Source organism: Thermogutta terrifontis (genome assembly GCF_002277955.1).
GTDB lineage: Bacteria > Planctomycetota > Planctomycetia > Pirellulales > Thermoguttaceae > Thermogutta > Thermogutta terrifontis.
Map to the genome: position 1 here is coordinate 4660880 of NZ_CP018477.1, position 21073 is coordinate 4681952.

A 21073-nucleotide genomic window follows, 5' to 3' on the forward strand; every position below is an offset into this window, starting at 1 on the left:
GCTCAGTTAATTTACATGTTTTATTCAATAATCAGTCGGCCGCGTAATTTGCCGTTTTTCTCAAGCGATTTGATGATCTGGATGACATCCTGGGTGGGCGTATTGAGGGCATTGAGCGCGTCAATCAGAGTCTTGAGTTTGGTCGTTTGAGTCTGGCTCGAATCAAGGCCGACAAATTGAGCTCCACCTGCCTGAATAACCATGTTTTTATGGGTGATGACCACCGGCCCGACCTCCACATCCCCGCTCATAACGATACTTCCCGCCCGTTCATTGATAACAACTCGCGGCCCCAGCGGGACTTCCATCAGCGGCAGTTCCATAATCTGGGAAACGAAGAGAACAGGATCATCCGCGTACTGGCGGGGGACGAGTACCTCGATCGTCACCTGGTTGATGGCCCGAGCAAGAGGCACGCCGCCACTCTGGACCGTCATGTGAGAGTTGATCAGTTCCACAATATCCTGAGCGACCTGAAAGTCAGCGTAGGGCGGTTCAATGACAAGGGTGATGCGTCCATCTTTTACAAAAGGATTGAAGAAATCCGATTCCAGGCGACACCCACCGCTGATGCGGCCTACGGTGGGCGTTTCGGGATTGTCGATCGTGATGGGGCCTTCCGCCAGCGCATAGACTCGACGGTCACGCGGATCAGGACCGACAAGCGGGGTGAGAAAGAGCGTCCCGCCGGCGAGGCTTTTGCACGCTCCCACAGAATGAACCTGGCAATCAATCCGGTCTCCCTGGCGGGCACCAGCGGGAGGGACAGTGGCCGTCACCAGAACAAGGGCCACGTTTTTGGCATCCTTCAGCTCGGCCGGGCCGTTTTTGCCGAGGGGTGTTCCCATCATCTCGAGCGCCACGCTCATGCTTCGAATCGTGGGCAGGAAACTCCCGCCGTCGCCGGTTCCCCGCAGTCCCACCACCAGTCCCAGCCCGTGCAAACTGTTATCTTCCTGACCTTTTACCCGACAGATTGTTTTTAACGGCACGGCGGCCAGACTCGCGGGCGCACCGCTTGCCAGTATCAGGCTGAAGCATACGAGAAAGGCAAACCGCGGCAGGTTCATCATATCCGAAGGTCCTCGCATTCACACAGCCGCTGCTACTCCCCGTGCTGATGCCAATTGGTTCACAGCGCTTCAAAACGGTTGATGCGTATCGAGCCATTTCAGGAGCCAGCCGCGACGGTATCCATCGCGGACGTGCCCGGCCTCCCGCTTGACAATCCTCAGATCGGCAATGTTTTCGCTGAGCACCGTGTTATCCGGTAGGATGGACTTCGGCCAAACCGTGCCCGTGAGATAAATTTCCCAAATATCGTTATTCACCTGGATGGTGCGTCGGCCTTCAATGACGAGGTTGCCGTTGGGACGAATATCCACGATTTCGCAGGCGACGCGAAGTTTTAAAGCCTCGCGACTTTGCAGTTCCGACTCGGCCCGATATTTGTTTTCCATAGAACCGCCGATAGTCGGATCCCCTTTACTTTGCGGATCGGGAATGAGTGACCAGCCCTTCAGAAGGATCCAGTCGGAGAGGACGAATTTGCCATTGGCGTTTTTTCGGCGGTCCATCTGGCCTTCCGCGATGACCTGTGTCTTTTCATCCACGACCACGGTGATCACATCCCGCAGCTTCAGGGTTCTCTGTTCCGGGGGCGTTTGATAGGTCCAGGAAAGGCGGTCCAGCGTGGGCGGCGGCCCCTGGGAAGTTCCCAGCAGACTGCTGGTTTGGGCGATGGCCATCGGACTGCCATTGAGCACCCATTCAAGGATGATTATAAGGGTTAATAAATGAATTCGCATAGTAAACTCAGTCGGAATAATTACAGCACGATATAAATATCGCATCGCTTGTGAGTACTCTGCTCGGATGAAACGGTTGCGTGTTTACTGGCTCGCGTTAGCTGCCTGTGTGGAAGCGGCGTAGACCTCAACAAGCTGGTGATCCACGACTTTTCCGAGAATGGTTTTTCCCCGATTGTCCAGAGTTTCCACAGGCACGAGATGGCCGAGAACGCCGTCGTCTTTTGCACGGCCCAGCGTGCGTATCATCACCCCGGGGGCACGAACGGAAATCTGCACGACCTCCCCGCGTCTGATGAGGACGGGTTCACGAAGATTGGAAAGGGCGATGGGCCTGCCCGGCGCCACACCGGTGGTGAGTTGTCGGCCGAGGACATCTTCCAAACGCGTGGCGTATCCGGGGGCGGGCTCCACGTCGTCGGAAAGTCGGACGTCGTCGCGGGTGAGAACGGTATCCCTGGCGAGCGGCCGGGCTGCCACAACCACCAACAGACGCGGTTGCAGTTGCGTTTCGATCTGAATTGTCCGCACCCCGCCCGGTGCCCTGACAACCCCGGCAAATACGCGGCGATCGGGTGCCAGGGCCCGGTCGCGCTCAATCACCACGATGGCGTCGGCTGCCGCCAGCCAGCGCGCGTCTTCCGCGGTGAGTGAGAAGGACGGCTCGCACGGCGGGAGCTGGGGATACTGTGACTTCATGTATTCCTGGATGGCCTTTTTGAGCCGGGACTCTGCGCGTGCCTGGAGGGCGGGCGAAACTGGCGTCGCTGGACCAGATGAGCTAAGTACCCTGAGTGTGGCCTGAGGGCTGGTGACAATGCGCACCTGGGGAGCACCCTGCCAAAGATGAACCGTCGTATCGATGCCCCGCAGTGCGAGAATTTCGCGGACATCCTGCTGAGACACGAATTTTACTTCCCCCAGGGGAGGAGCCGGAAACAGTTCGAGGCATGCCAGCGCGTTTCTGGTTGTTTCGTCACAGTCGGTGATCTCCGCAATCTGGCCCAGCAGCACAGGGCCGCCATGAGAGGTGTACTGAGGCTGAAACACGAACGTGGCAGCGAGAGCGGGCGCCCCCACCACGCCCAAGAACAGAACACAAAGGGGCAAACAAATCAGGTTGTGGAAACGATTATGGCGGCGCATGGAATGCATGTCCCGTTTTCATCCTTCAGTAGCGGCGGAGATTGGAGACCAACTGCATCATCTGGTCACCAACCTGAACAGCCTGGGAATTCATTTCGAAGGCCCGTTGCGTGGTGATCAGGTCGATGAGCTCACGAACCGGCTCGACGTTGGAGGCCTCCAGGGCGTTCTGACGCAGGATGCCGAGGCCTTCCTGTCCGGGAGTGCCGGCCTGCGGCGGGCCGGAGGCATCGGTCTCGGCATAGAGATTTTCCCCCAATTTAAGGAGCCCTTCGGGATTGATGAAATTGACGAGCTGGATCTCACCCACAGGTGTCAATTGCGGGTTGTTCGGTTGCTGAACAAACACCCGCCCCTCCGGCGTGATGGTGATCGCGGTGGCATCGTTGGGAATGACGATGGGCGGCTCCAGGAGCCGTCCGGTGTGGGCAGATCCCAGCACGAGGTTACCATTGGCATTGATGGAAAAGTTTCCGGCTCGGGTATAGTAAATCTGTCCCGAAGGATCGAGCACCTGGAAGAACCCCGCTCCTTCAATGGCGACGTCCAGCGGATTTGAAGTTTGCTGGAACGCTCCCTGGCGAAACTCGGTTTGCACGCCGGAAAGCCGGGATCCAAGGCCAATCGAGATTCCGATCGGGGTGTACTGGCCGGAGCTATCCTCTGTGCCGGGAAAGACTTCGTGGCGATAAAAGAGGTCTTCAAAATTGGCGCGGTCGCGTTTGAAAGCAGTGGTCTCCACGTTGGCGAGATTGTTGGCGATGACATCGAGCTTTTTCTCCATCGCCAGCATGCCCGTCGCAGCGGAATACAGGGTTTGAACACTCATGGTGACCCTCGCTTATGCCGTCATTTAGCCGCGGATGGTTGTCCTATTCGTTTTTCAATGCCTGTGAGTGGGCTCTCAGGCCGATCGAAGCACCCGATTGAACAGGGCTCCGAGCATTTGATCCTGAGTTTGAACCATGTTGAGATTGGCCTCCAAAAGCCGAGAGGCTTCCAAAAGTTCCACCATTGCGAGTGTCGGCTGGACGGCCGACATTTCCAGAAATCCCTGGGCGACCTGGCGTTCGGCCAGGGGAACAGGTTGGGGTGGCTGAGTCGTGCGGTAGAGGTTTTCACCCACCGGCACAAGGTCGTCCGCGGAAGCGGGCTTCATCACCGCGAGGTTTTGCACGACCCCAGCCTGACGGATCGTCCCCTCCCGGGTAACCTCCCAGGGCAACTGGGGATCGAGCGTGATCGGTTGGAGGTTATCATTGAGCACCGGATACTGCTGGACGCCAAACTGCGTTACGAGTTGCCCACGGCTGTTCAGAGAAAAGTTGCCTGCCCTCGTCAAAAGTACCTCGTTGTCCTTTTGGACGGCGAAGAAGCCGTCCCCGCGGATGGCAAAGTCGGTGGGACTTCCGGTCTGCTTGATGGGGCCGGGGGTCAAATCGGTTTTGGACACCGCGGGGAGAACTCCCCCGCTGAGATTCTCCATATCGGCGGCTCCGACACCCGACAGGCCGCGGGCAGCCGGTTCGGAATACCGGGCCTGGCAGATGGCCAGTTGGCGTTTGAATCCGATGGTGTCCACGTTCGCGAGATTGTTGGCAATGACGTTGAGCCGATAATCCTGGGCGTGGGCACCTTCAGCGGAGAGATAGATACCGTAAATCATCGGAGTCGCCTGAGTCCTTTCGGGCACAGTCGCAGTTTCTGCTTCTGCGGTTACCCCTGCCGTGGTTCCGTGGGCGGACGGATCAGTGCAAACGCTGTGCCCAGCATCAAAAGAGGTGACAACGAGCACAAATTGCTGCCACAACCTTCCATGAGATTACAACTTAGGAAACATTCCCACCACTAAACGCCAATCCGCAGAACCGAAGGAAACTTTGATGCATGCGCAGAATTTGCCGGTCCGTCGGCAGGATTCGCAGGGGTCCGCGACCGCGACCCGAGGTGAAATTGGGAAAGGTGGAGCCCCGAAAGCTGTTTCGCCCCGACATCCTGGTTTGCGGTGAGATTCGGGTAAGAGATCGCGAGCGGTTTTTAAGTCGGAGGAGCACGCTCGTCGTGCCCGGTGAAAGAGAATGGATGATCAATCATGGATGATCAATCGGTGTTCATCGGACCTGACAAGCAGGTCCCTCCAGAGAAACGGACGTGACAAGCAGGTCACTCCAGGAAAGGTCCCTCCGGAATTTTTTCGGAGGGGCACGCTCGTCGTACCCGGTGAAAGGCAATGGGGGATCGAACGTTAAAAAGTGGACCCGACAAGCGGGTCCCTCCGACGTCGTAGGGGCCATTCATGAATTGCCCCTACCGTTTAATCAGCGGAATATAGACCTGACAAGCAGGTCCCTCCGGGGAAACGGACGTGACAAGCACATCCCTCCGAATGCTCCGTCGCCAAAAGAGGTTGCAAGGCAAATGGCTTGTTGGAGGGACGCGTTCCGCGGCGGCCCACGCCTTCGCACGACGTCCGGTGGCCTTGAAAGAAGATTCAAGCGGCACCAGGCCGTCTGGGTCACTCAATCTTCTGCGGCGGGTTTTTCCGGATGGGCTCGAGCCATGCTCACGAGGCGGTCGGCCCCCTGGGCCTTCAGCAAAGCCCCAACCTTTTCACCGAGTCTTTTTGGTTCGGATATTTCACCTGAACAGGTGACCTCCAACTTTTCGGCTCCATCCGGGGAAAGTACCCGTGCCGTGAGGAGGAGCCGACCTTGCACAACACGGGCCCATGCTGCGACCGGAGCGAGACATCCGGCAGCCAAAGTGGCCAGGACCGTTCTCTCGGCAGTCACTTCGGCCGCGGTACGGGAATCATTGAGTCGGGCCAGGATCTCCAGAACATCGGGAGTCGATTCCGCAGCCTCGATCGCGAGGGCGCCCTGTCCCGGCGCCGGCAAAAGATAATCAGGGGTAAGGTTTTGAGTGGCCTCGCTCAGACGGCCCAGCCGAGCAAGTCCTGCCGCTGCCACCACGATACCGTCAAAGTCCCCTTCCCGGAGCCTGCGAAGACGGGTATCCAGGTTTCCGCGAAGCGGCACAATCTGGAGGTCCGGACGATGAAAGAGAAGCTGCGCTGCTCGCCGTCTGCTTCCCGTACCGACAGTCGCACTCGGGGGCAGTTCCATGAGGCTGCGGCCATCCCGGGTGATGAGCGTGTCTGCCACCGGTCCGCGGGATGGAATGGCAGCGATTGTCAGGCCGGGCACGGGTCGGGTGGGCAAATCTTTCAGGCTATGGACGGCTAAATCGATTTCGCCCGCCAACAGGGCCTGCTGGATTTCCTTGGTGAACACCCCGGTGGTCCCCAGGGCTTCTACCGACCATTGCTGCTGGCGATCCCCACTGGTGGTGATGAGAACCAGTTCAGCCTCAATTCCAAGCCGCTGGAGCTGCTCTCGAACCCATTCAGCTTGCCATCGGGCTAGTTGACTGCCGCGCGTGCCAATCCGCAGGCGTCTGGTGGTCATCGTCGTGGGAGTGCTTTCGTTGCAAAACGATGCACGAGGGGGGCTCAGTCCTACGCAAACCGGGAAATCTCAATCAGTTTCATGGTCATTCATTGTGCGCCGCGCTCGCGGCCGCAAGATCAACCGACTGAGACGACGAGGGTGGCGGAACAACGACGCCACAACTGACAATAAACTGAATGGCCTGGTCGATCGAAATCCCCAGGTCCACCGTGTCCTCTTCGGGAACATTCACGGTAAACCCGGTCATCGGCGCCGGAGAGGTGGGGATAAAGACGGTCAGGATCACTCGGCCAGTCTTTTTTCGAAGTTGATCGAAACTTTCGCTCGTGACCAGCCCGATCGACCAAATTCCCCGACGGGGCCATTCCACGGCCACCACGCGACTGAACTCCATCGACCGCTGGGCCAGCAGAAAGTCACTGACCTGTTTGACAGCGCCATACACGCTCCTCACAAATGGCAGGCTGACAAACAGAGCCTCGAACTGGGACCAAACCAGTCGCCCCATTCGGGCGGTGACAAATTTTCCCAAAAGATAGAGCACCAGAATGAGGAGCGCGATGAGGAACGGCAGCACAAGATGCGGTTTGAGGTACCGTAGCTCGATGTAAAGCTGGTAAGCGTCCACCGCCTGAGGGGGGATTTCCTCCTCGCCCACCTGTTCCCTCAAGTACTCAATTACTTCCTTGGGAATGTACTTTCCGCCCCTCATCCGTACGAATGTTTTCCCGTTCACGACAACTTCCCGGGCATCGTTCCTCAGCGAGGGAGGAAGGCTCTGCGCCGAGCGAATATCCGCCGTCGCAACAAAAATCGCATTCTGAATGCCTTTTTTGAGAGGAGAGAAGATGTAAGCATCAATGGTAGCCGCCACCCAAATGATGATGACCACCGTTAGAAGAGGAGGCAAAACTGTTGCGGCGCCGCGCCACACGGCTTTCCAAAATGGATCAAGCGGTCCCGGCGGCCGCTTTTTCGGCAGAAATTGCTCCACATTCAGTTCTGGCCTGGGCTGTCGAGCCTCAATATCGGGCAAGGGGTTGGTGTCATCATGACTCATAGCGTCATTCCTCGCGGGATTTTCAAAAGTTGGCAAACGGTGGACTTCAATCAAAATCTTACAACGGAAGCGGAGTACCCGGATACGGGTCGGCGGAAAGGATAGGCGATTCAGTAAAAACTTCACAACCCTCACCCAGGGGGATAGAGACGGCGGTGCACTGGGTGGCCAACGCTCCGGCCTGACAACCGAACAGGGAAACATTGCTGAAAAGATAATAATTCAATCATTTTTTAGACTGATCTTACACGCCAGTGGGCGTATCAACACCAACCGATATGGGGGCATTCTATTGGCGAGCGTCATTTCGCGGGGTAAATTGAATTGTTCTGAAAGCTACAATCATAAGTGTATGGCCGCCCGTCAGCGGTGGGATTAGCCCCGCAGGTCGAGCGCAGCGCCGCGCGGGTTACATCTGCGCGATTCAGGTGGAAAAAACCGGGGGACGACTCCGGACCCGCAGATTGCAGAGCTTCGGCCGAATTGCTTACGGCAGAGCGATAGCAAACGCGAAAAAGGCCGGACGATGCGGAGCCAACTTTTACCGTGTCACGTCGGGCAACCCAACAGAAAGCCCCGGTGGAGAAGCAAGTGACATAACAACGGAGGTCAGGGGCTGGTGACGAGTGCGGAAAGTGACGCCCGATATTTTAGGGAATGAAAAGAAATACAGTCGGTTGATTTGAGAGAGACACGCTCCCAGAAAGACTTTTCTTTGAGGTGGCGTGTCTAATTGGTTTTCTGTCAACGAGGGACTGAATCAGATGAAATTCAGTGACTTTGTCGTGCGGGATGCGATCGTCACAGATCTCGATCCTGATGCTTCGAAGGAAGAGATCATCCGGCGGCTCTGCGAGGCCCTGTGTGATGCAGGGGCCTTGAGTCGAGAACACCTGGACGACATCGTGCGGGCATTAATCAAACGGGAAGAGCTGGGGACCACCGGAATCGGGATGGGGGTGGCGGTTCCGCACACAAAGCATCCCAGCGTGGATAAATTGGTGGCTACCGTCGGCATCAGTCCGGACGGCGTGGATTTCGATGCCCTTGACGGTGAAAAGGTACACGCCCTGTTCTTGCTGGTTTCCCCCACTGACCTGCCGGGGGATCACCTCCGGGCGCTCGAATACATCACACGGCAACTCCACAACCCGACGTTTGCCCGATTTCTCAAACAGGCCAAAACCGCGGAAGACGTTTGGGTGCTTCTGGAGGAGGCGGACGCGGGGAAATACGCCAGCCACTGAGGAGTTCAGCGTCAGGCAGGAAGTTTCAGCACAGGACGGTTTTGTGGCTTGCGTGACGGAAGGCGTTTCTCGCCGTCTTTTGGGCTTAGCAGTGTGGGGAAGCCCCGCCAACCTCATTCCAACTTGAAGCGATGCTCTTGGGACTGGCGGATACGCGGAGGGTCGGAGGGCGAGTGGAATCAGCCTGGGGCAGTACCGAAGTTGAGTGGTTCGACAAGTTCATGAACGTGGGTGAGTTGTCCAGAATGAGCGAGCAAACAGGTCCTTTGCGGCGACGTGTGACGATTCGGAACCGTGCCGGGCTGCATGCCCGGGCGGCCAGCCTCGTCCGCGATACGGTCCTCAAGCACCGATGTCGTGTCACGTTGATCAAAGCGGAGGATCCATCAGCTTCGCTCAACGGGGCTCCTCGGGCCGATGGCACAAGTGTCATTGAGATGCTCAGTCTGGGGGCCATGGAGGGAGAACCGTTGATTATTGAAGCGGAGGGTGAAGAGGCTCCACAGGTTCTGGATGCCCTCGAGCGGCTTGTCGAATGCAAGTTCTGGGAGGATGATTTCGCACCTGAATCGCAGCAGACCTTTCCGGGGTAGGAACGAATCCCCCGTCGCGGTCATCCACAGATGATTAGAGGAGCGCCGTGAAGCCAGCCCCAATCGACAGCCCAGAGACGGAACCATGATGCGTTTGCAGGGAATAGCGGTATCTCCGGGGATAGCCATCGGAAAGGCGGTGGTGATTGGGCAGGACAGTTTCAGTATCCCGCGGGAGTACGTCGAGGCAGACGCTGTCGAGCAGGAGGTGGCACGATTTCGAGAAGCCCTTCAGGTGGCCGCCCGGGAAATTGAAAACAATCGGGATCTGGTCACCCGGGAACTCGGCCCCAAATCGGGTGCGATCTTTCAGGCCCATCTGGAAATCCTGGAGGATCCCAAGATTCGCGAGGACGTCGAGTCGCTCATCCGCAACCGCCAGTATTCCTCAGAAAAAGCTGTCAGTCTTGTGTTGCGGCAATTCGCCGAGATGTTCCGGCGGTTGCCCAATCCGGTGATCGCCGATCGGGCCTATGACGTTCTGGACATCGAGCGGCATTTGTTGCGGGCCCTTCTCGGACAGCCCCATCGCAGTCTCTATCATCTGACGTCTCCAGCGGTCGTTCTGGCCAGGAATCTGACGCCCAGCGAAGTGGCCAATTTGGACCGAAAGATGGTCCGCGGCTTTGCCACGGAGCTTGGTGGACCGACCAGCCATACGGCCATCGTGGCCCAGGGCATGGGGATTCCGGCGGTGGTCGGAACGGGACCGTTTCTCACCGAGGTCTCCGGCGGCGATATCGTGATCGTCGATGGTGATCGCGGTATCGTCATCGTTCGCCCGGATGAATCCACCCTCCGTGAATATGAGGAAGAAGCCCGGGCTATCCGTGCATTCATCACGGAGCTAGAAAAGCTTCGGGACCTGCCGGCGGAGACGCTGGACGGCACACGGATTGAAATCTACGGTAATATCGAGTTCCCGCACGAAGCGGCGCTTTGCCTGCAAAATGGAGCGGAAGGCATTGGGCTGTATCGCACCGAGTTTCTCTATCTCGGCCGGAACGATCTGCCCAGCGAAGAAGATCATTACCAGGCGTACTGCGAAGTCGTCCGGATTATGGGTGATCGGCCGGTCACTATCCGCACGTTCGATCTGGGGGCCGATAAAGTCCCGCTCCAACTGGGACTGGAAAAAGAAGCCAACCCCTGTCTGGGCTTGCGAAGTATACGTCTGGCGCTGCGGTATCTGCCCCTGTTTCAAACACAGTTGCGAGCCATTCTGAGGGCCAGCGTGTGTGGTAACGTGCAGATCATGTTCCCCATGATCAGCACGCTGGCCGAGCTTCGCCAGGCCAAACTCATGCTGGCGGAAGTGATGGAAGACCTGGCGGAGAGCCGGATTCCTTTCCGTCGGGACATTCCGCTGGGCATTATGGTGGAAGTTCCCTCCGTTGCCGTGACCATTGACCGGTTCCTGGACGAAGTGGACTTCATCAGTCTGGGAACGAACGATTTGATTCAATACACCCTTGCGGTGGACCGCACCAACCGCAATGTGGTGAACATGTACAACGCCACTGAGCCCGCGGTGCTGCGGCTGATTCATCACGTGATCCAGGAGGCTTCGCGGAAAGGCGTGCCGGTCAGTTTGTGCGGCCAGATGAGCAGTCATCCGCTCCACACCATGCTGCTCATTGGGCTGGGATTGCGGAAGTTCAGTGTGGCCGCCCATTCCATCCTTGAAATCAAGAAGGTCTGCCGCAGCGTGACCGTCCAACAGTGTGAGGCCCTTGCGAAACGGGCTCTGGAAATGGATCATGCCCGCGATGTGCAGGCACTCCTTCGGGAGCAGTTGATCAAGTTGATCCCGGCGTTCAGTCGGATCATGTGAACCTCATTCCTGAGTACGGCAACAGAACAGGTGGCGCTATGAAGTCGCGATTGTTTCCTGCCTTGCAACGGGAAGTGTCGGAAATCGGATTGGGTACGTGGCAATTGGGCGGCACGGAATGGGGGGACGTGCCCGAGGAGGAGGCCCTCAACACATTGGCGGCTGCCGCAGAGGCGGGTATCACCTTCATTGATACGGCCGACATCTACGGCCTGGGCCGCAGTGAATCGCTCATCGGACGCTTCTTGAAAGGCCGACCAGATCGCGACCGTTTCATTGTGGCCACCAAACTGGGAAGGCATCCCGAACCGGGTTGGCCCGCCAACTTCACCAGGGAAGTCGTCCGCCGCCACACAGAGGATTCCCTCCGTCGCCTGGGCGTGGATGTCATCGATCTGACGCAAACCCACAGCCTCCCCCTGGAGGTCATGCGCGATACAGGCATTTTCGACTATCTGCGCGAACTGCGGGACGAGGGCAAAATACGGGCATACGGTGCCAGCGTAGAAAGCATGGAAGAGGCCCTCTTCTGTCTCAATGTTGAGGGAATGGCCTCTCTCCAGATCATCTTTAACATCTTTCGGCAGAAGCCCATCGATGTCCTTTTCGACGAGGCCCAGAAACGGGGTGTGGCGCTGATCATTCGTCTGCCGCTGGCCAGCGGATTGCTGGCAGGGAAATTCACTCGGGATACCCAATTCGCCCCCAACGACCATCGGTTCTTTAATCGTGATGGCGAGAAGTTCAATGTGGGGGAGACGTTTGCGGGCCTGCCCTTTGAAAAAGGTCTCGAACTCGTCGAGCACATTCGACCATGGGTGCCCTCGGGAATGACCATGGCCCAGATGGCCTTGCGGTGGTGCCTGGATTTTGATGCCGTGACCACCGTTATTCCCGGGGCAAAGCGTCCCGACCAGGCACGGAGCAATGCCGCGGCCAGTGATTTGATGCCGCTTCCTCCCATCCTCCACAACAGGCTGGGCCGTTTCTATGAGGCCCAGGTCGCCGCGCACATTCGGGGCAAGTACTGATATCACTTTTGCCGGTCACCTCGGCTCCGTCCAAGCAATCAGCAGAAGCTTTTTTGACGCGGCGTGGTCCCCGGGGACACTGCAGTGAGTAGGTCCTCTTTTTGCGCTCCAGCGAAGCCGGATAAGATATGTAAACAGGTTGTTTGGAAGCGGCACGTAATTCACGGGGTGTACGAAGGACTCGGTGCGCCGCCTGGGTGAGGCCTTGACCGCGGGCTGACTCAATTATCGACCGGGCGAGGTTCCCTCCAACCTCGTGATGAAGGAGTTCGCGAGCGATGAACCGTGGTGATCGACGGGTGATCTCGTCGCTTCTGGGAATGGTGCTGGCATTTGCCTGCCTGGCAACTGTTTCTCGTCTGTCGGCCGAGGAAACAAACGCCGAAGCAACACGGGACTACAACGCCGCGGCGAAGCTCCACAATCTATCCTCGTGGGACCTGGCGGCCGAGCAGTGGCGCGCATTCATTGCCAAACATCCTGCGGACCCCCGCGTGCCAAAGGCTCTCCATTATCTCGGCGTCTGCCTGTTCAATCAAAAACAGTATGAAGCGGCGGCCCAGGCCTTCCAACAATCCATCCAAAAGGGAGTGGAAGAAAACTTTCGGGAATTGTCGGCGGTTTATCGGGGGATGGCCCTGTTTGAGGCTGCCCGACAACAGAAGCCGGAGTTGTACTCCGCAGCCCGTACCGCCTTGGAAGAATACCTGCGGACCTATCCCAATGGCAGTCAGCGGCCGCAAGCCCAGTACTATCTCGCGGAAACGCTCTATTTTCAGGGGCAGAAGGACCAGGCCGCCCAGGCCTACCGCCGATTCCTCCAATCGTTTCCCGATGATGGGCGTGTGCCCGACGTGCTGTTCGCCCTCGCGGTATGTGAAGAGGAACTCGGCAACAGGCAGGCCGCGCTGAAAAACTACCAGACGTTCACGGAAAGGTATCCACAGCACCCCAAAGTCAATGAAGCCCTCTACCGAATCGGCGAGTTGCAGTATTCAGCGGGGGATTTTGAACAAGCGGAGCTGTTCTTTCACAAGGCCGGAGCGGATTCCCGATTTGCCGATGCCGATCTGGCGGTCATTCGCTCGGGCGACGCACTGGTTCAGTTGAAACGTTATGACGAAGCAGCCCAGCAGTACGCAAGCGTTGAAAAACGATTCCCCAATTCACCGCATATTGCACGGGCTAACTTGGGTGCCGCAAAGTGCCTCTACTTTGCCAATCGTTACAACGAGGCCCTGCCTCTTCTGGTTCGCGCTATGCAGGCGCCCGATGTGCGGGCGGAGGCCATCCACTGGGCAGCCCGGTGCCATCTTAAACTCGGCCAACCCCAGCAGGTGCTGGATTTAATTGGTCCAGAAACCATTAAGAGTGCCGCCCCCCCATGGAACGTGACGCTCCAGCTCGATCGGGCCGATTCCCTGTACGAAATCCCCGATAAGCGAGAGGATGCCGTCAAGGAATACGCGCAGGCGGCCGCCATGGCGACCGATGCGGCCCTGAAAGGGGAGGCACTTTACGCTGCAGCGCACACGGCGCTGGGACTAGGCCAGATTGGCGTAGCGCGACAGTACGCGGAACAGTTTCGCAAAGAAATTTCGGATCACGTGCTGAGTCCGGATGTGGAGCATATTCTGGCGGAATGCGAATTCGCTGAGAATCACTACGATTCGGCCGCCCAGATGTTTGATGAGCTTGCCAAAAAATATCCCAAAAATCCGCAAGTAGGCTCGTGGCGTGTCCGTCAGCTCACGGCTCTGCAAATGGCGGGCAAGCATGATGCGGTCGTGAAGCTCGGTCAGACGCTGGCCGATGCCGTGCCCCAACCGGACGATCAGGCAGCGATCCTCACCCTCGTGGGGGCCAGCCAACTGGAGCTCGGTAACCCCAAAGCAGCTCAGGAAGCGTTGCTTCTGGCGCTCAGCCGCAGCGCCAAAGGCCCATCCGCAGACCGCGCGATGCTTCTTCTGGCCTGGGCATACCACAAACAGGGACGCACGGCTGACGCACGAACGGTGGTTGAACGAATGATCAAGGATTTCCCCCAGAGCACGCTGCTGGACCGGGCTTACCACGCGCTGGGAAAGTACTGCGCAGCCCTCCAGGATTACGCATCGGCCGAATCCGCCTACCGGCAGGTCCTTCGGCAGTTTCCCGAAAGCTCCCGTGTCCCGGCAACAATGTGTGAATTGGCCCAAACACTCCTGAAAAACAACAACCCCACAGAAGCCGAACAGCTCCTTAACGATCTACTCCAAAAGTACGCAAACCATCCCCTTGCACCCTGGGCGCGATATCTCCTGGGAACGCTCTACTACGAGCAGCAGCAATTTGATCGTGCGTCGCAGATGATTGACCAGGCCCTCAAGGGAGGATTGACGGGTAACGAACGGTCCGCCGCGCTTTATACGCAGGGGCTCATTTTGATCGATAGAAAGCAATACGATCAGGCGGCGACGATCTTTAAACAAATCCTCGACGACAACCCCCAGTATCCAGAGGTGGACAAAGTTCTCTACCAGTGGGCCTGGGCAGAAAAACTGGCCGGTAAAGAAAAAGAAGCCATTGCTTTATTCCAGCGGCTCATCGATACTGCGGCAGAAAGTCCCCATCGCCCCGAGGCCGAATATCACGTGGCCAGCTATCTCTATTCACAGGGACGTTATTCCGAGGCGGCCACGCTTTATCACCACTGTTATAAATCAGCCCGTGATCCTGATCTGATTGAAAAGTCCGTGCACCGGTTAGGCTGGTGCTTCTTCAAACTGGGACAATACGAGAATGCTGCCCAAACGTTTGCTTACCAGAAATCCGCTTATCCTCAAGGATCGTTAGTCGCGGATGCCATTTTTATGGAAGCAGAATCGCTCTTCATGCAGAACAAATTCAAGGAGGCACTCCAACTTTACGAGTCGCTGTCTCCGCTGGAGTCTCCAGATTACGAGGTTCTGCGGCTTCTTCACGCGGGCCAGTCGGCCGGACAAATAAAACAACCCGACCGCGCCCTGCAGTATTATCAGCAGGTGGTGGCCAGGTTTCCCACCACGCCGGAGGCCATCCAGGCCCACTTTGAAACAGGCATGATCCACTACGAGCGCGGTGAACTGGATACGGCTTTAAGAATGTTTGAAAAGGTTTTGGAGGACGCCAAGCAGGTTCCCGACGAAACAGCGGCCAGAGCGCAGTTTATGCTCGGCGAGATCGCCATGCAGCAAAAAAAATACGACGATGCGGTGAAATACTTTTTCCGCGTGGCCTATGGCTATCGCCTGCCGCAGTGGCAGGCGGCCGCCTTATTTGAAGCGGCCCGTTGCTTTGAAACACTGCAAAGACCCGAGCAGGCTGCGAAACTCTATCAGGAATTGATCGACAACTTCCCGGAAAGCGATCGCATCGCTGATGCCAGGACAAAATTACAACTTCTGCAAAAACAACAGTAAGTGTGTTAATAGCAGGAACGTCTTTCCATCAATGCCGTAATATTTTTATTGAATCTGCGTGATCGGACCAGTATCTTACAGACTATCATTCAAATTAAATAACCATCGATTATGTTAAGATATTTGCGCAAAGGCACGAAGGGGCGAGCAACCGCAGCAGCACACCGTCACAATGGCAGGCCGGACCGAAATACGACAGACGAGAATGGCGTTTCTCGAGTGAGAGATCCATGCAATGAAAGCACTCCCTCTTATTAAACCGTGGTTGGCACCGCGATTACTGGTCGTTGTGGTCGGTGTCATTGCGGCGGGGGCCGCCCTGAGCGTTGCTTGCCGGGCGGAGGTGCCCGTCCCCACTACCTCCCCACCTGCTCCATCGAGTGTGGCCCCCCAAGCCACCGCGGGCGGTGGCCCTGCCAGCTTGGAGGAAGCGGATCGCAAGGCCGAGGAGGCCCTGGCGGCTCCACCCGCCACACAGTCGGACCAGCAGGAAAGCGCTGGCAAGCCGGGGACGATCCCGCAAATCAATGTGCTCGATCTGGCTTTCCGCGGCGGCGTGCTGATGATTCCCATCACGCTGATGTCGATCCTGACGGTCATCTTCGGGCTGGAACGAGCTTTGGGACTGCGGCGGCGGAAAGTGGTTCCCGCGGGCCTCATCCGCGGACTTGGACAGCTAGTGGAAGATAAGCGTGGGTTTGATCCGCGGGGGGCCTATCGGCTGGCCCAGCGGTATCCGTCTTCGGCCGGCAATGTCCTTAAGGCGATGCTGGTCAAGGTCGGCCGACCGCTTCCAGAAATTGAACAGGCCATGAAAGAAGCCACCGAGCGAGAGGCGGATCGCCTTTACAGTAATGTGCGTTTCCTCACGCTCTCGGCAGCCGTCACCCCGCTTTTGGGACTGCTGGGAACGGTCCAGGGAATGATCCAGGCGTTCTTTGTCACTTCGCATCTCCCTACCGGCGCCGATCGAGCAGAGATGCTGGCGCAGGGGATTTACACGGCCCTGGTGACGACGTTTGCGGGACTGTGTGTGGCCATTCCGGCCTCGGTACTGGCACACTACTTCGAGGGACGAATTCAGAAGCTCTTGCGTGAGCTGGATGAATCGCTGCTGGGGCTTTTGCCCCAGTTTGAACGCTTTGAAGGCCGCCTGCGGATGGGGCGAGAGCAAATTTCCACGCCCGATCTCCTGGCCACCGCGGGTTTGCAGCGTGAGAGCCCGCAACCACCACCCCCACCCAGCCCCGCTGAGACGGGAGCCATGCCATGAGTATCCTGATTCGCAACAAAAGCCGCGCTCTGGAGTCACTCACGATGACTCCCCTCATCGATGTGGTGTTTAATCTGCTGATATTCTTTCTTATTGCCAGTAAATTTGCGGAGGAGGAACGGGAACTGCCGGTACGGCTCCCCGATGCCAGTGAAGCCCAACCACTTCTCAGCAAGCCGAGGGAGCTTTTTATCAACATTGACGAAAACGGTCGATATTACGTGGGGGGCAAACTGCTCAGACTGAACGAACTGGAGAAATTGCTCCTGGAGGCCTGGTCCGCCAACCCCAGCAGAACGACGGTCATCATCCGGGCGGACGAACGCTGCCGTCTGCAACCCGTTGTCTCGGCAATCAATGCGTGCAAGAAAGCCCATATTACAGACTACCGCCTGGCGACGCGGAAGACAGGGCCGCCGAGTGAAGGTGCTAACTCCCCTTAACGGAGCGGGAAGGAGGTCCGTACTCAGCAGTGCGAGGGAAGGCCTCGTCACATGGCCGACTTGAAAAGTCCCCCATCTCGTGGCAAACGAACTGTCATCCGGCGTTTCGTCCCGGAGCGGCTGGCCGATTTTGATGAGCAGGTCTGGCCGGTCAATATCGCCATACTCGTCTTCGCCGGATTCGTCACGGGAATCGTGCTGGCTACCACGCCCGACTTTTTCGATCCCCGTCCGCTATATAACGGCTTGGTCCGGTTGGGAATCATCGCTGGGCTGGTGCTGTTGTTGCTCTGGAGTACAGCTCACGTTCGGGCACCGACGGCTCGCCGCATCCAGTTCTGCGTGGTACTCAGTCTTTTCCTGCATCTCCTAGTCGCCGTTCTTTTACGGGAGCAGTACCTCAAATTGATTGCGTTCATCCGCGAGAATTCGTTACCGGCAGAGTCGGAAACCGAAGAAACGATCACCTTGCCCGAGTATGGAATCGACTCGGTTGAAGAGGCGAACCAGCTTTCGGAATACACCCGGCCGGTGCAGGCACTTCCCAGGGACAACGTTGCTGCCGACCAGTTGATCGATCGACCACGACCGGGTTCCCCGGCTCCTTTGTCAGCACCGCAGGAGATGCCGGATTTGTCCAGGGAACAATCCTCGCCGCTTGTGCCACCGCGAGCCGAGGAAACTGTGCGTGAACAATCCTCCGATTCGGAGCTTTCGGCTCCGCGTCGGACGCTGCCCGCCCCTGGTGAAATCACCCACCTTGCGCCGCTGGATGCGCCCCCGGAAAGGTCCTCGGTTGAGCCGGAGGTCAGTCCGCGTGACCAGGTGCAGCGGGAACAAGCAGCGGCGACATTGAAACGGCCGGAAGAGGCTCCCGACCAAAGCACCAACCCGCAGGTCAGTCTGCCGGCGCGCGTCACCGCCGAGCGTATGCCGGCGACTTCCCCGCCCCTCTCGCGTCCGCAGCAAAGGGAGGTTTCCCGCGAACAATTGCTGGCGAGTCAGTCGCCGTCCATTACGGTGCCGGAACCTCAGGGAACCTCGTCGCCTGGTGAACTCCGATCGTCGGAAATTGTGCCCCGGCGGAGTCAAACCGTAGCCGCCCCCGCCCAAGCTTCCGGCGAGCCCCAGCCCGTCACACCAGCGGAGTTGGCGGTGATCCACCCAGCACCGCGTCCGGAAAGAATGACGCGTCCCGAAATGGCCGTCGGCCCAGTGGGAACACGACAAACCGCACGCAGCGGCCTCGAGACGTCCTCAATCGCGGGCATCGGGGAAAATGCTGAGTTACAATCGATCCCGCAGACGGCTGGCGCTCCGCGTCTTGCCCGGTCTCCGGAAGAACCTGCAATCGGTGGCCCTGCCCGAGAGCGAACCACGATTTCGTCCCCCGCGACGGCCGGTTCAATGGGCAACATTACAGACATCGTGAACGCCGCCCCAGCGGGGATGGCAGCTTCCCGGCGACCGCGGTCTGGTGATTCCTCAGACTTCATGGGAGTGACAGGAACGGGAGAGCCTGGAGCAAGCTCCCCGCGTCAAGGGCCGCCTGGGGAAATTCTCGGGTCGGTGGCCGCACTCACGCCCACGGAACCACAACCCAGTGGCGCGGGGGGAAGCAATCTCCGTGGGGCAGCGACTCGCCTGGAACCGCGCGCGACTGGGATCGGACCTGCTCCGATCTCCGTTGGGCTGGCGCGGCAGGAACCAGGAGTGGGCAGCTCGGGAAGCGGTGAAACCGGGGGTGGGCTGGCTTCCGAGCTTACCGGCGGAATGGGGCTGGCAAGCAGTGGTCCGGCACGGGGGCTGGGCGCGGCACGAGAGGAAGGTGGGGCGGAAGGGCAGGCCTTTTCGATGGGGAACACTCGGCCGGGCAATCGAGGTTTGGGCGAAGCCAGTAGTCCACTGATTGCCAATCAGGCAGCTCTGGAAGGAACTGTGTCAGGAACTTCGGCAGGGCCAACGGCGGGGGGCACTCCCAGCGACCGTCCCTCGGCAACGGCATTGACCTATGGACGCGGAACATCACGACAGGCCCTGCCGTCACTGGCGGGTTTTGGAAGTGGATCGAGCGCCCCCGCCGGGACTTCAGATCTGGCGGGGATGAAAGGAGACACGGTGCCGAGCGTCTCCGGCAGCCTTCCGCCTCGGTTGTTTGATCGGACGGCGGCTGGGGGAAATTGGGGTTCCAGCGGTAATCCGGGAGGGTCCGTGCGAAGCTCGGCGACTCTCCGCGGACAGGACAACGCACCGTACATCACCTCACAGGCACCTATCGCCGCGGAAACGGGGGGAACCGGCCAGGCCGGTCAATCTCTTGCGCGTGCAGAGATTGGGCGACAGGCGGGGGATGAACCACGTCGGGTGGTCGAGCTGCCGCCTCTGACCGCAGGGGCAGGCCGCGGCGGTTCTCCCAGTGGGGATCTGCTGAATGATGGGCTGACTTTACCGGTACGACGCGGTGGCGGTGAAATGTCCCGGCCTGAAATTGTCGGCCCGGGCGGGGCAAGACTCGCCTCGCGGTCCGCTCTGGGTGTGGCTTCGCCCGAGGTTCTCCGTGGGGCGGCGGAAACTGAACCCGCCGAAGCATTCGCCCAGCGCAATCCCGAAATCCGTGGTGCTCGCGCCATGGAGTTCGGCGGCAGTTCGGAGACCGAGCGAGCGGTGGAAAAAGGTCTTGAATTTCTCGCTCGCATTCAGTTCCCCGATGGGCACTGGAGCTTGCACCGCCTGCCGGACCATGTCCCCGATCCGCAAAAGACATTTCACACAGGAACCATGCACGGGGACACGGCCGCCACTGGTTTGGCGTTGCTGGCCTTTCTGGGCGCCGGGTACACCCATCAGGGATCCCGCTATCGAGACACGGTGGGTCGCGCGCTCCGCTGGCTTGTGGAAAATCAGTCGTCGGACGGTCGATTCTTCCGCGATCAAACCGACTCCAATCTGTACACTCGATTTTACGGGCATGGGCTGGCGACGATCGCCATCTGTGAGGCCTACGGGATGACGCGAGATCCAGCTCTCCGCCAGCCTGCGGAGCGAGCGATCGGCTTTATCGTCCAGTCCCAGAACCCTGAATTGGGCGGATGGCGGTACGAGTCCCGGAAGGAAACTGACACCTCTGTCAGCGGGTGGCAGCTTATGGCGCTGAAGAGTGCCCAGATGGCCGGATTGCAGGTGCCCACCACGACGCTGGAAGGCGTCTCGCGATGGCTCGATTTGGCACAGGCGGAAGGTGGAGCCCGTTATGTCTACAGCCCCTATGTGGCAAGCACGTCAGCCTCGCATCTGAAGGCCCCCAGTCGTGCAATGACAGCCGAGGGGTTACTCATGCGAATTTATCTGGGTTGGGGGCCCGAGAATCCAGCCCTACAACGCGGAGCAGATTTTCTGGTTCAAAATCTGCCGAGTTACGGAAACGATGAGAATCCCTTGCGGGATGCCTACTACTGGTATTACGCCACACAGGTAATGTTTCAGATGCAGGGCGAACACTGGAAAACCTGGAACCAGGCCATTCAGCAGCTTCTTCCTCGAGAACAGGTGCAGTCCGGACCGTGGGCGGGGAGCTGGGATCCGTTGCGGTCTGTTCCTGACCGTTGGGGCAAAGAAGCGGGCCGACTGTACGTCACAGCCATGCACCTGCTCATCCTGGAAGTGTACTATCGGCACCTGCCCTTGTTCAGAACACTTGCCCAAAAAGACTGAATTCAAAGGCTTGGACG

15 protein-coding genes are annotated in these 21073 nt (G+C 58.4%); 8 read left to right on the forward strand and 7 right to left on the reverse strand.

Features of this window, described 5'->3' with window-relative positions:
- Window positions 1-20: 20 nt before the first annotated feature.
- From THTE_RS17250 to THTE_RS17285, 7 genes are all read right to left on the reverse strand, one after another.
- Window positions 21-1073: a flagellar basal body P-ring protein FlgI gene (locus THTE_RS17250; RefSeq protein WP_168175889.1), complete on the reverse strand. Its 1053-nt coding sequence runs from the start codon at window positions 1071-1073 to the stop codon at window positions 21-23.
- Window positions 1074-1142: 69 nt separating this feature from the next.
- A complete protein-coding gene (locus tag THTE_RS17255; RefSeq protein WP_157732209.1) occupies window positions 1143-1808 on the reverse strand; it encodes a flagellar basal body L-ring protein FlgH in 666 nt (221 codons plus the stop codon).
- Window positions 1809-1892: 84 nt separating this feature from the next.
- Window positions 1893-2954 carry a flagellar basal body P-ring formation chaperone FlgA gene (gene flgA / locus THTE_RS17260; RefSeq protein WP_157732210.1) on the reverse strand — a complete coding sequence of 354 codons (1062 nt, stop codon included), beginning with the start codon at window positions 2952-2954 and terminating at the stop codon, window positions 1893-1895.
- Window positions 2955-2979: 25 nt separating this feature from the next.
- Window positions 2980-3783: a flagellar basal-body rod protein FlgG gene (gene flgG / locus THTE_RS17265; protein ID WP_095416612.1), complete on the reverse strand. Its 804-nt coding sequence runs from the start codon at window positions 3781-3783 to the stop codon at window positions 2980-2982.
- Window positions 3784-3858: 75 nt separating this feature from the next.
- On the reverse strand, window positions 3859-4620 hold the full coding sequence (locus THTE_RS17270) for a flagellar hook-basal body protein (RefSeq protein WP_095416613.1): 762 nt from the start codon (window positions 4618-4620) through the stop codon (window positions 3859-3861).
- 853 nt (window positions 4621-5473) lie between these two features.
- Window positions 5474-6421 (reverse strand): hydroxymethylbilane synthase, encoded by a 948-nt coding sequence (hemC, locus tag THTE_RS17280; protein WP_095416615.1) that lies wholly within the window; start codon window positions 6419-6421, stop codon window positions 5474-5476.
- Between the two features lie 85 nt (window positions 6422-6506).
- Window positions 6507-7484, reverse strand: a complete 978-nt coding sequence (locus tag THTE_RS17285) for a DUF502 domain-containing protein (RefSeq protein ID WP_157732211.1) — start codon at window positions 7482-7484, stop codon at window positions 6507-6509.
- 764 nt (window positions 7485-8248) lie between these two features.
- Between THTE_RS17285 and THTE_RS17290 the strand changes: the two genes are divergently transcribed.
- From THTE_RS17290 to THTE_RS17325, 8 genes are all read left to right on the forward strand, one after another.
- Complete coding sequence (locus THTE_RS17290; RefSeq protein WP_095416617.1) at window positions 8249-8731, forward strand: PTS sugar transporter subunit IIA; 483 nt, start codon at window positions 8249-8251, stop codon at window positions 8729-8731.
- Window positions 8732-8976: 245 nt separating this feature from the next.
- The gene (locus THTE_RS17295) at window positions 8977-9324 is read left to right on the forward strand and encodes an HPr family phosphocarrier protein (protein ID WP_157732212.1); all 348 of its coding nucleotides are present in this window, start codon (window positions 8977-8979) and stop codon (window positions 9322-9324) included.
- An 85-nt stretch (window positions 9325-9409) separates the two neighbouring features.
- A complete protein-coding gene (gene ptsP, locus THTE_RS17300) occupies window positions 9410-11158 on the forward strand; it encodes a phosphoenolpyruvate--protein phosphotransferase (protein ID WP_095416619.1) in 1749 nt (582 codons plus the stop codon).
- 38 nt (window positions 11159-11196) lie between these two features.
- A complete protein-coding gene (locus THTE_RS17305) occupies window positions 11197-12189 on the forward strand; it encodes an aldo/keto reductase (protein WP_095416620.1) in 993 nt (330 codons plus the stop codon).
- A gap of 278 nt (window positions 12190-12467) precedes the next feature.
- Window positions 12468-15629 (forward strand): tetratricopeptide repeat protein, encoded by a 3162-nt coding sequence (locus THTE_RS17310; RefSeq protein ID WP_095416621.1) that lies wholly within the window; start codon window positions 12468-12470, stop codon window positions 15627-15629.
- 235 nt (window positions 15630-15864) lie between these two features.
- Window positions 15865-16902 (forward strand): MotA/TolQ/ExbB proton channel family protein, encoded by a 1038-nt coding sequence (locus THTE_RS17315; protein WP_095416622.1) that lies wholly within the window; start codon window positions 15865-15867, stop codon window positions 16900-16902.
- Window positions 16899-17345 (forward strand): ExbD/TolR family protein, encoded by a 447-nt coding sequence (locus tag THTE_RS17320; RefSeq protein WP_095416623.1) that lies wholly within the window; start codon window positions 16899-16901, stop codon window positions 17343-17345. Before THTE_RS17315 ends, THTE_RS17320 begins: the two co-directional genes overlap by 4 nt.
- Before the next feature lie 51 nt (window positions 17346-17396).
- A complete protein-coding gene (locus tag THTE_RS17325; protein ID WP_095416624.1) occupies window positions 17397-21056 on the forward strand; it encodes a hypothetical protein in 3660 nt (1219 codons plus the stop codon).
- The last annotated feature ends 17 nt before the right edge of the window (window positions 21057-21073 follow it).

Coding starts and splice junctions, on each gene's coding strand:
- THTE_RS17250 (WP_168175889.1), bottom strand. CDS start 1,073: ATGATGAACCTGCCGCGGTTTGCCTTTCTCGTATGCTTCAGCCTGATA.
- THTE_RS17255 (WP_157732209.1), bottom strand. CDS start 1,808: ATGCGAATTCATTTATTAACCCTTATAATCATCCTTGAATGGGTGCTC.
- flgA (WP_157732210.1), bottom strand. CDS start 2,954: ATGCGCCGCCATAATCGTTTCCACAACCTGATTTGTTTGCCCCTTTGT.
- flgG (WP_095416612.1), bottom strand. CDS start 3,783: ATGAGTGTTCAAACCCTGTATTCCGCTGCGACGGGCATGCTGGCGATG.
- THTE_RS17270 (WP_095416613.1), bottom strand. CDS start 4,620: ATGATTTACGGTATCTATCTCTCCGCTGAAGGTGCCCACGCCCAGGAT.
- hemC (WP_095416615.1), bottom strand. CDS start 6,421: ATGACCACCAGACGCCTGCGGATTGGCACGCGCGGCAGTCAACTAGCC.
- THTE_RS17285 (WP_157732211.1), bottom strand. CDS start 7,484: ATGAGTCATGATGACACCAACCCCTTGCCCGATATTGAGGCTCGACAG.
- THTE_RS17290 (WP_095416617.1), top strand. CDS start 8,249: ATGAAATTCAGTGACTTTGTCGTGCGGGATGCGATCGTCACAGATCTC.
- THTE_RS17295 (WP_157732212.1), top strand. CDS start 8,977: ATGAGCGAGCAAACAGGTCCTTTGCGGCGACGTGTGACGATTCGGAAC.
- ptsP (WP_095416619.1), top strand. CDS start 9,410: ATGATGCGTTTGCAGGGAATAGCGGTATCTCCGGGGATAGCCATCGGA.
- THTE_RS17305 (WP_095416620.1), top strand. CDS start 11,197: ATGAAGTCGCGATTGTTTCCTGCCTTGCAACGGGAAGTGTCGGAAATC.
- THTE_RS17310 (WP_095416621.1), top strand. CDS start 12,468: ATGAACCGTGGTGATCGACGGGTGATCTCGTCGCTTCTGGGAATGGTG.
- THTE_RS17315 (WP_095416622.1), top strand. CDS start 15,865: ATGAAAGCACTCCCTCTTATTAAACCGTGGTTGGCACCGCGATTACTG.
- THTE_RS17320 (WP_095416623.1), top strand. CDS start 16,899: ATGAGTATCCTGATTCGCAACAAAAGCCGCGCTCTGGAGTCACTCACG.
- THTE_RS17325 (WP_095416624.1), top strand. CDS start 17,397: ATGGCCGACTTGAAAAGTCCCCCATCTCGTGGCAAACGAACTGTCATC.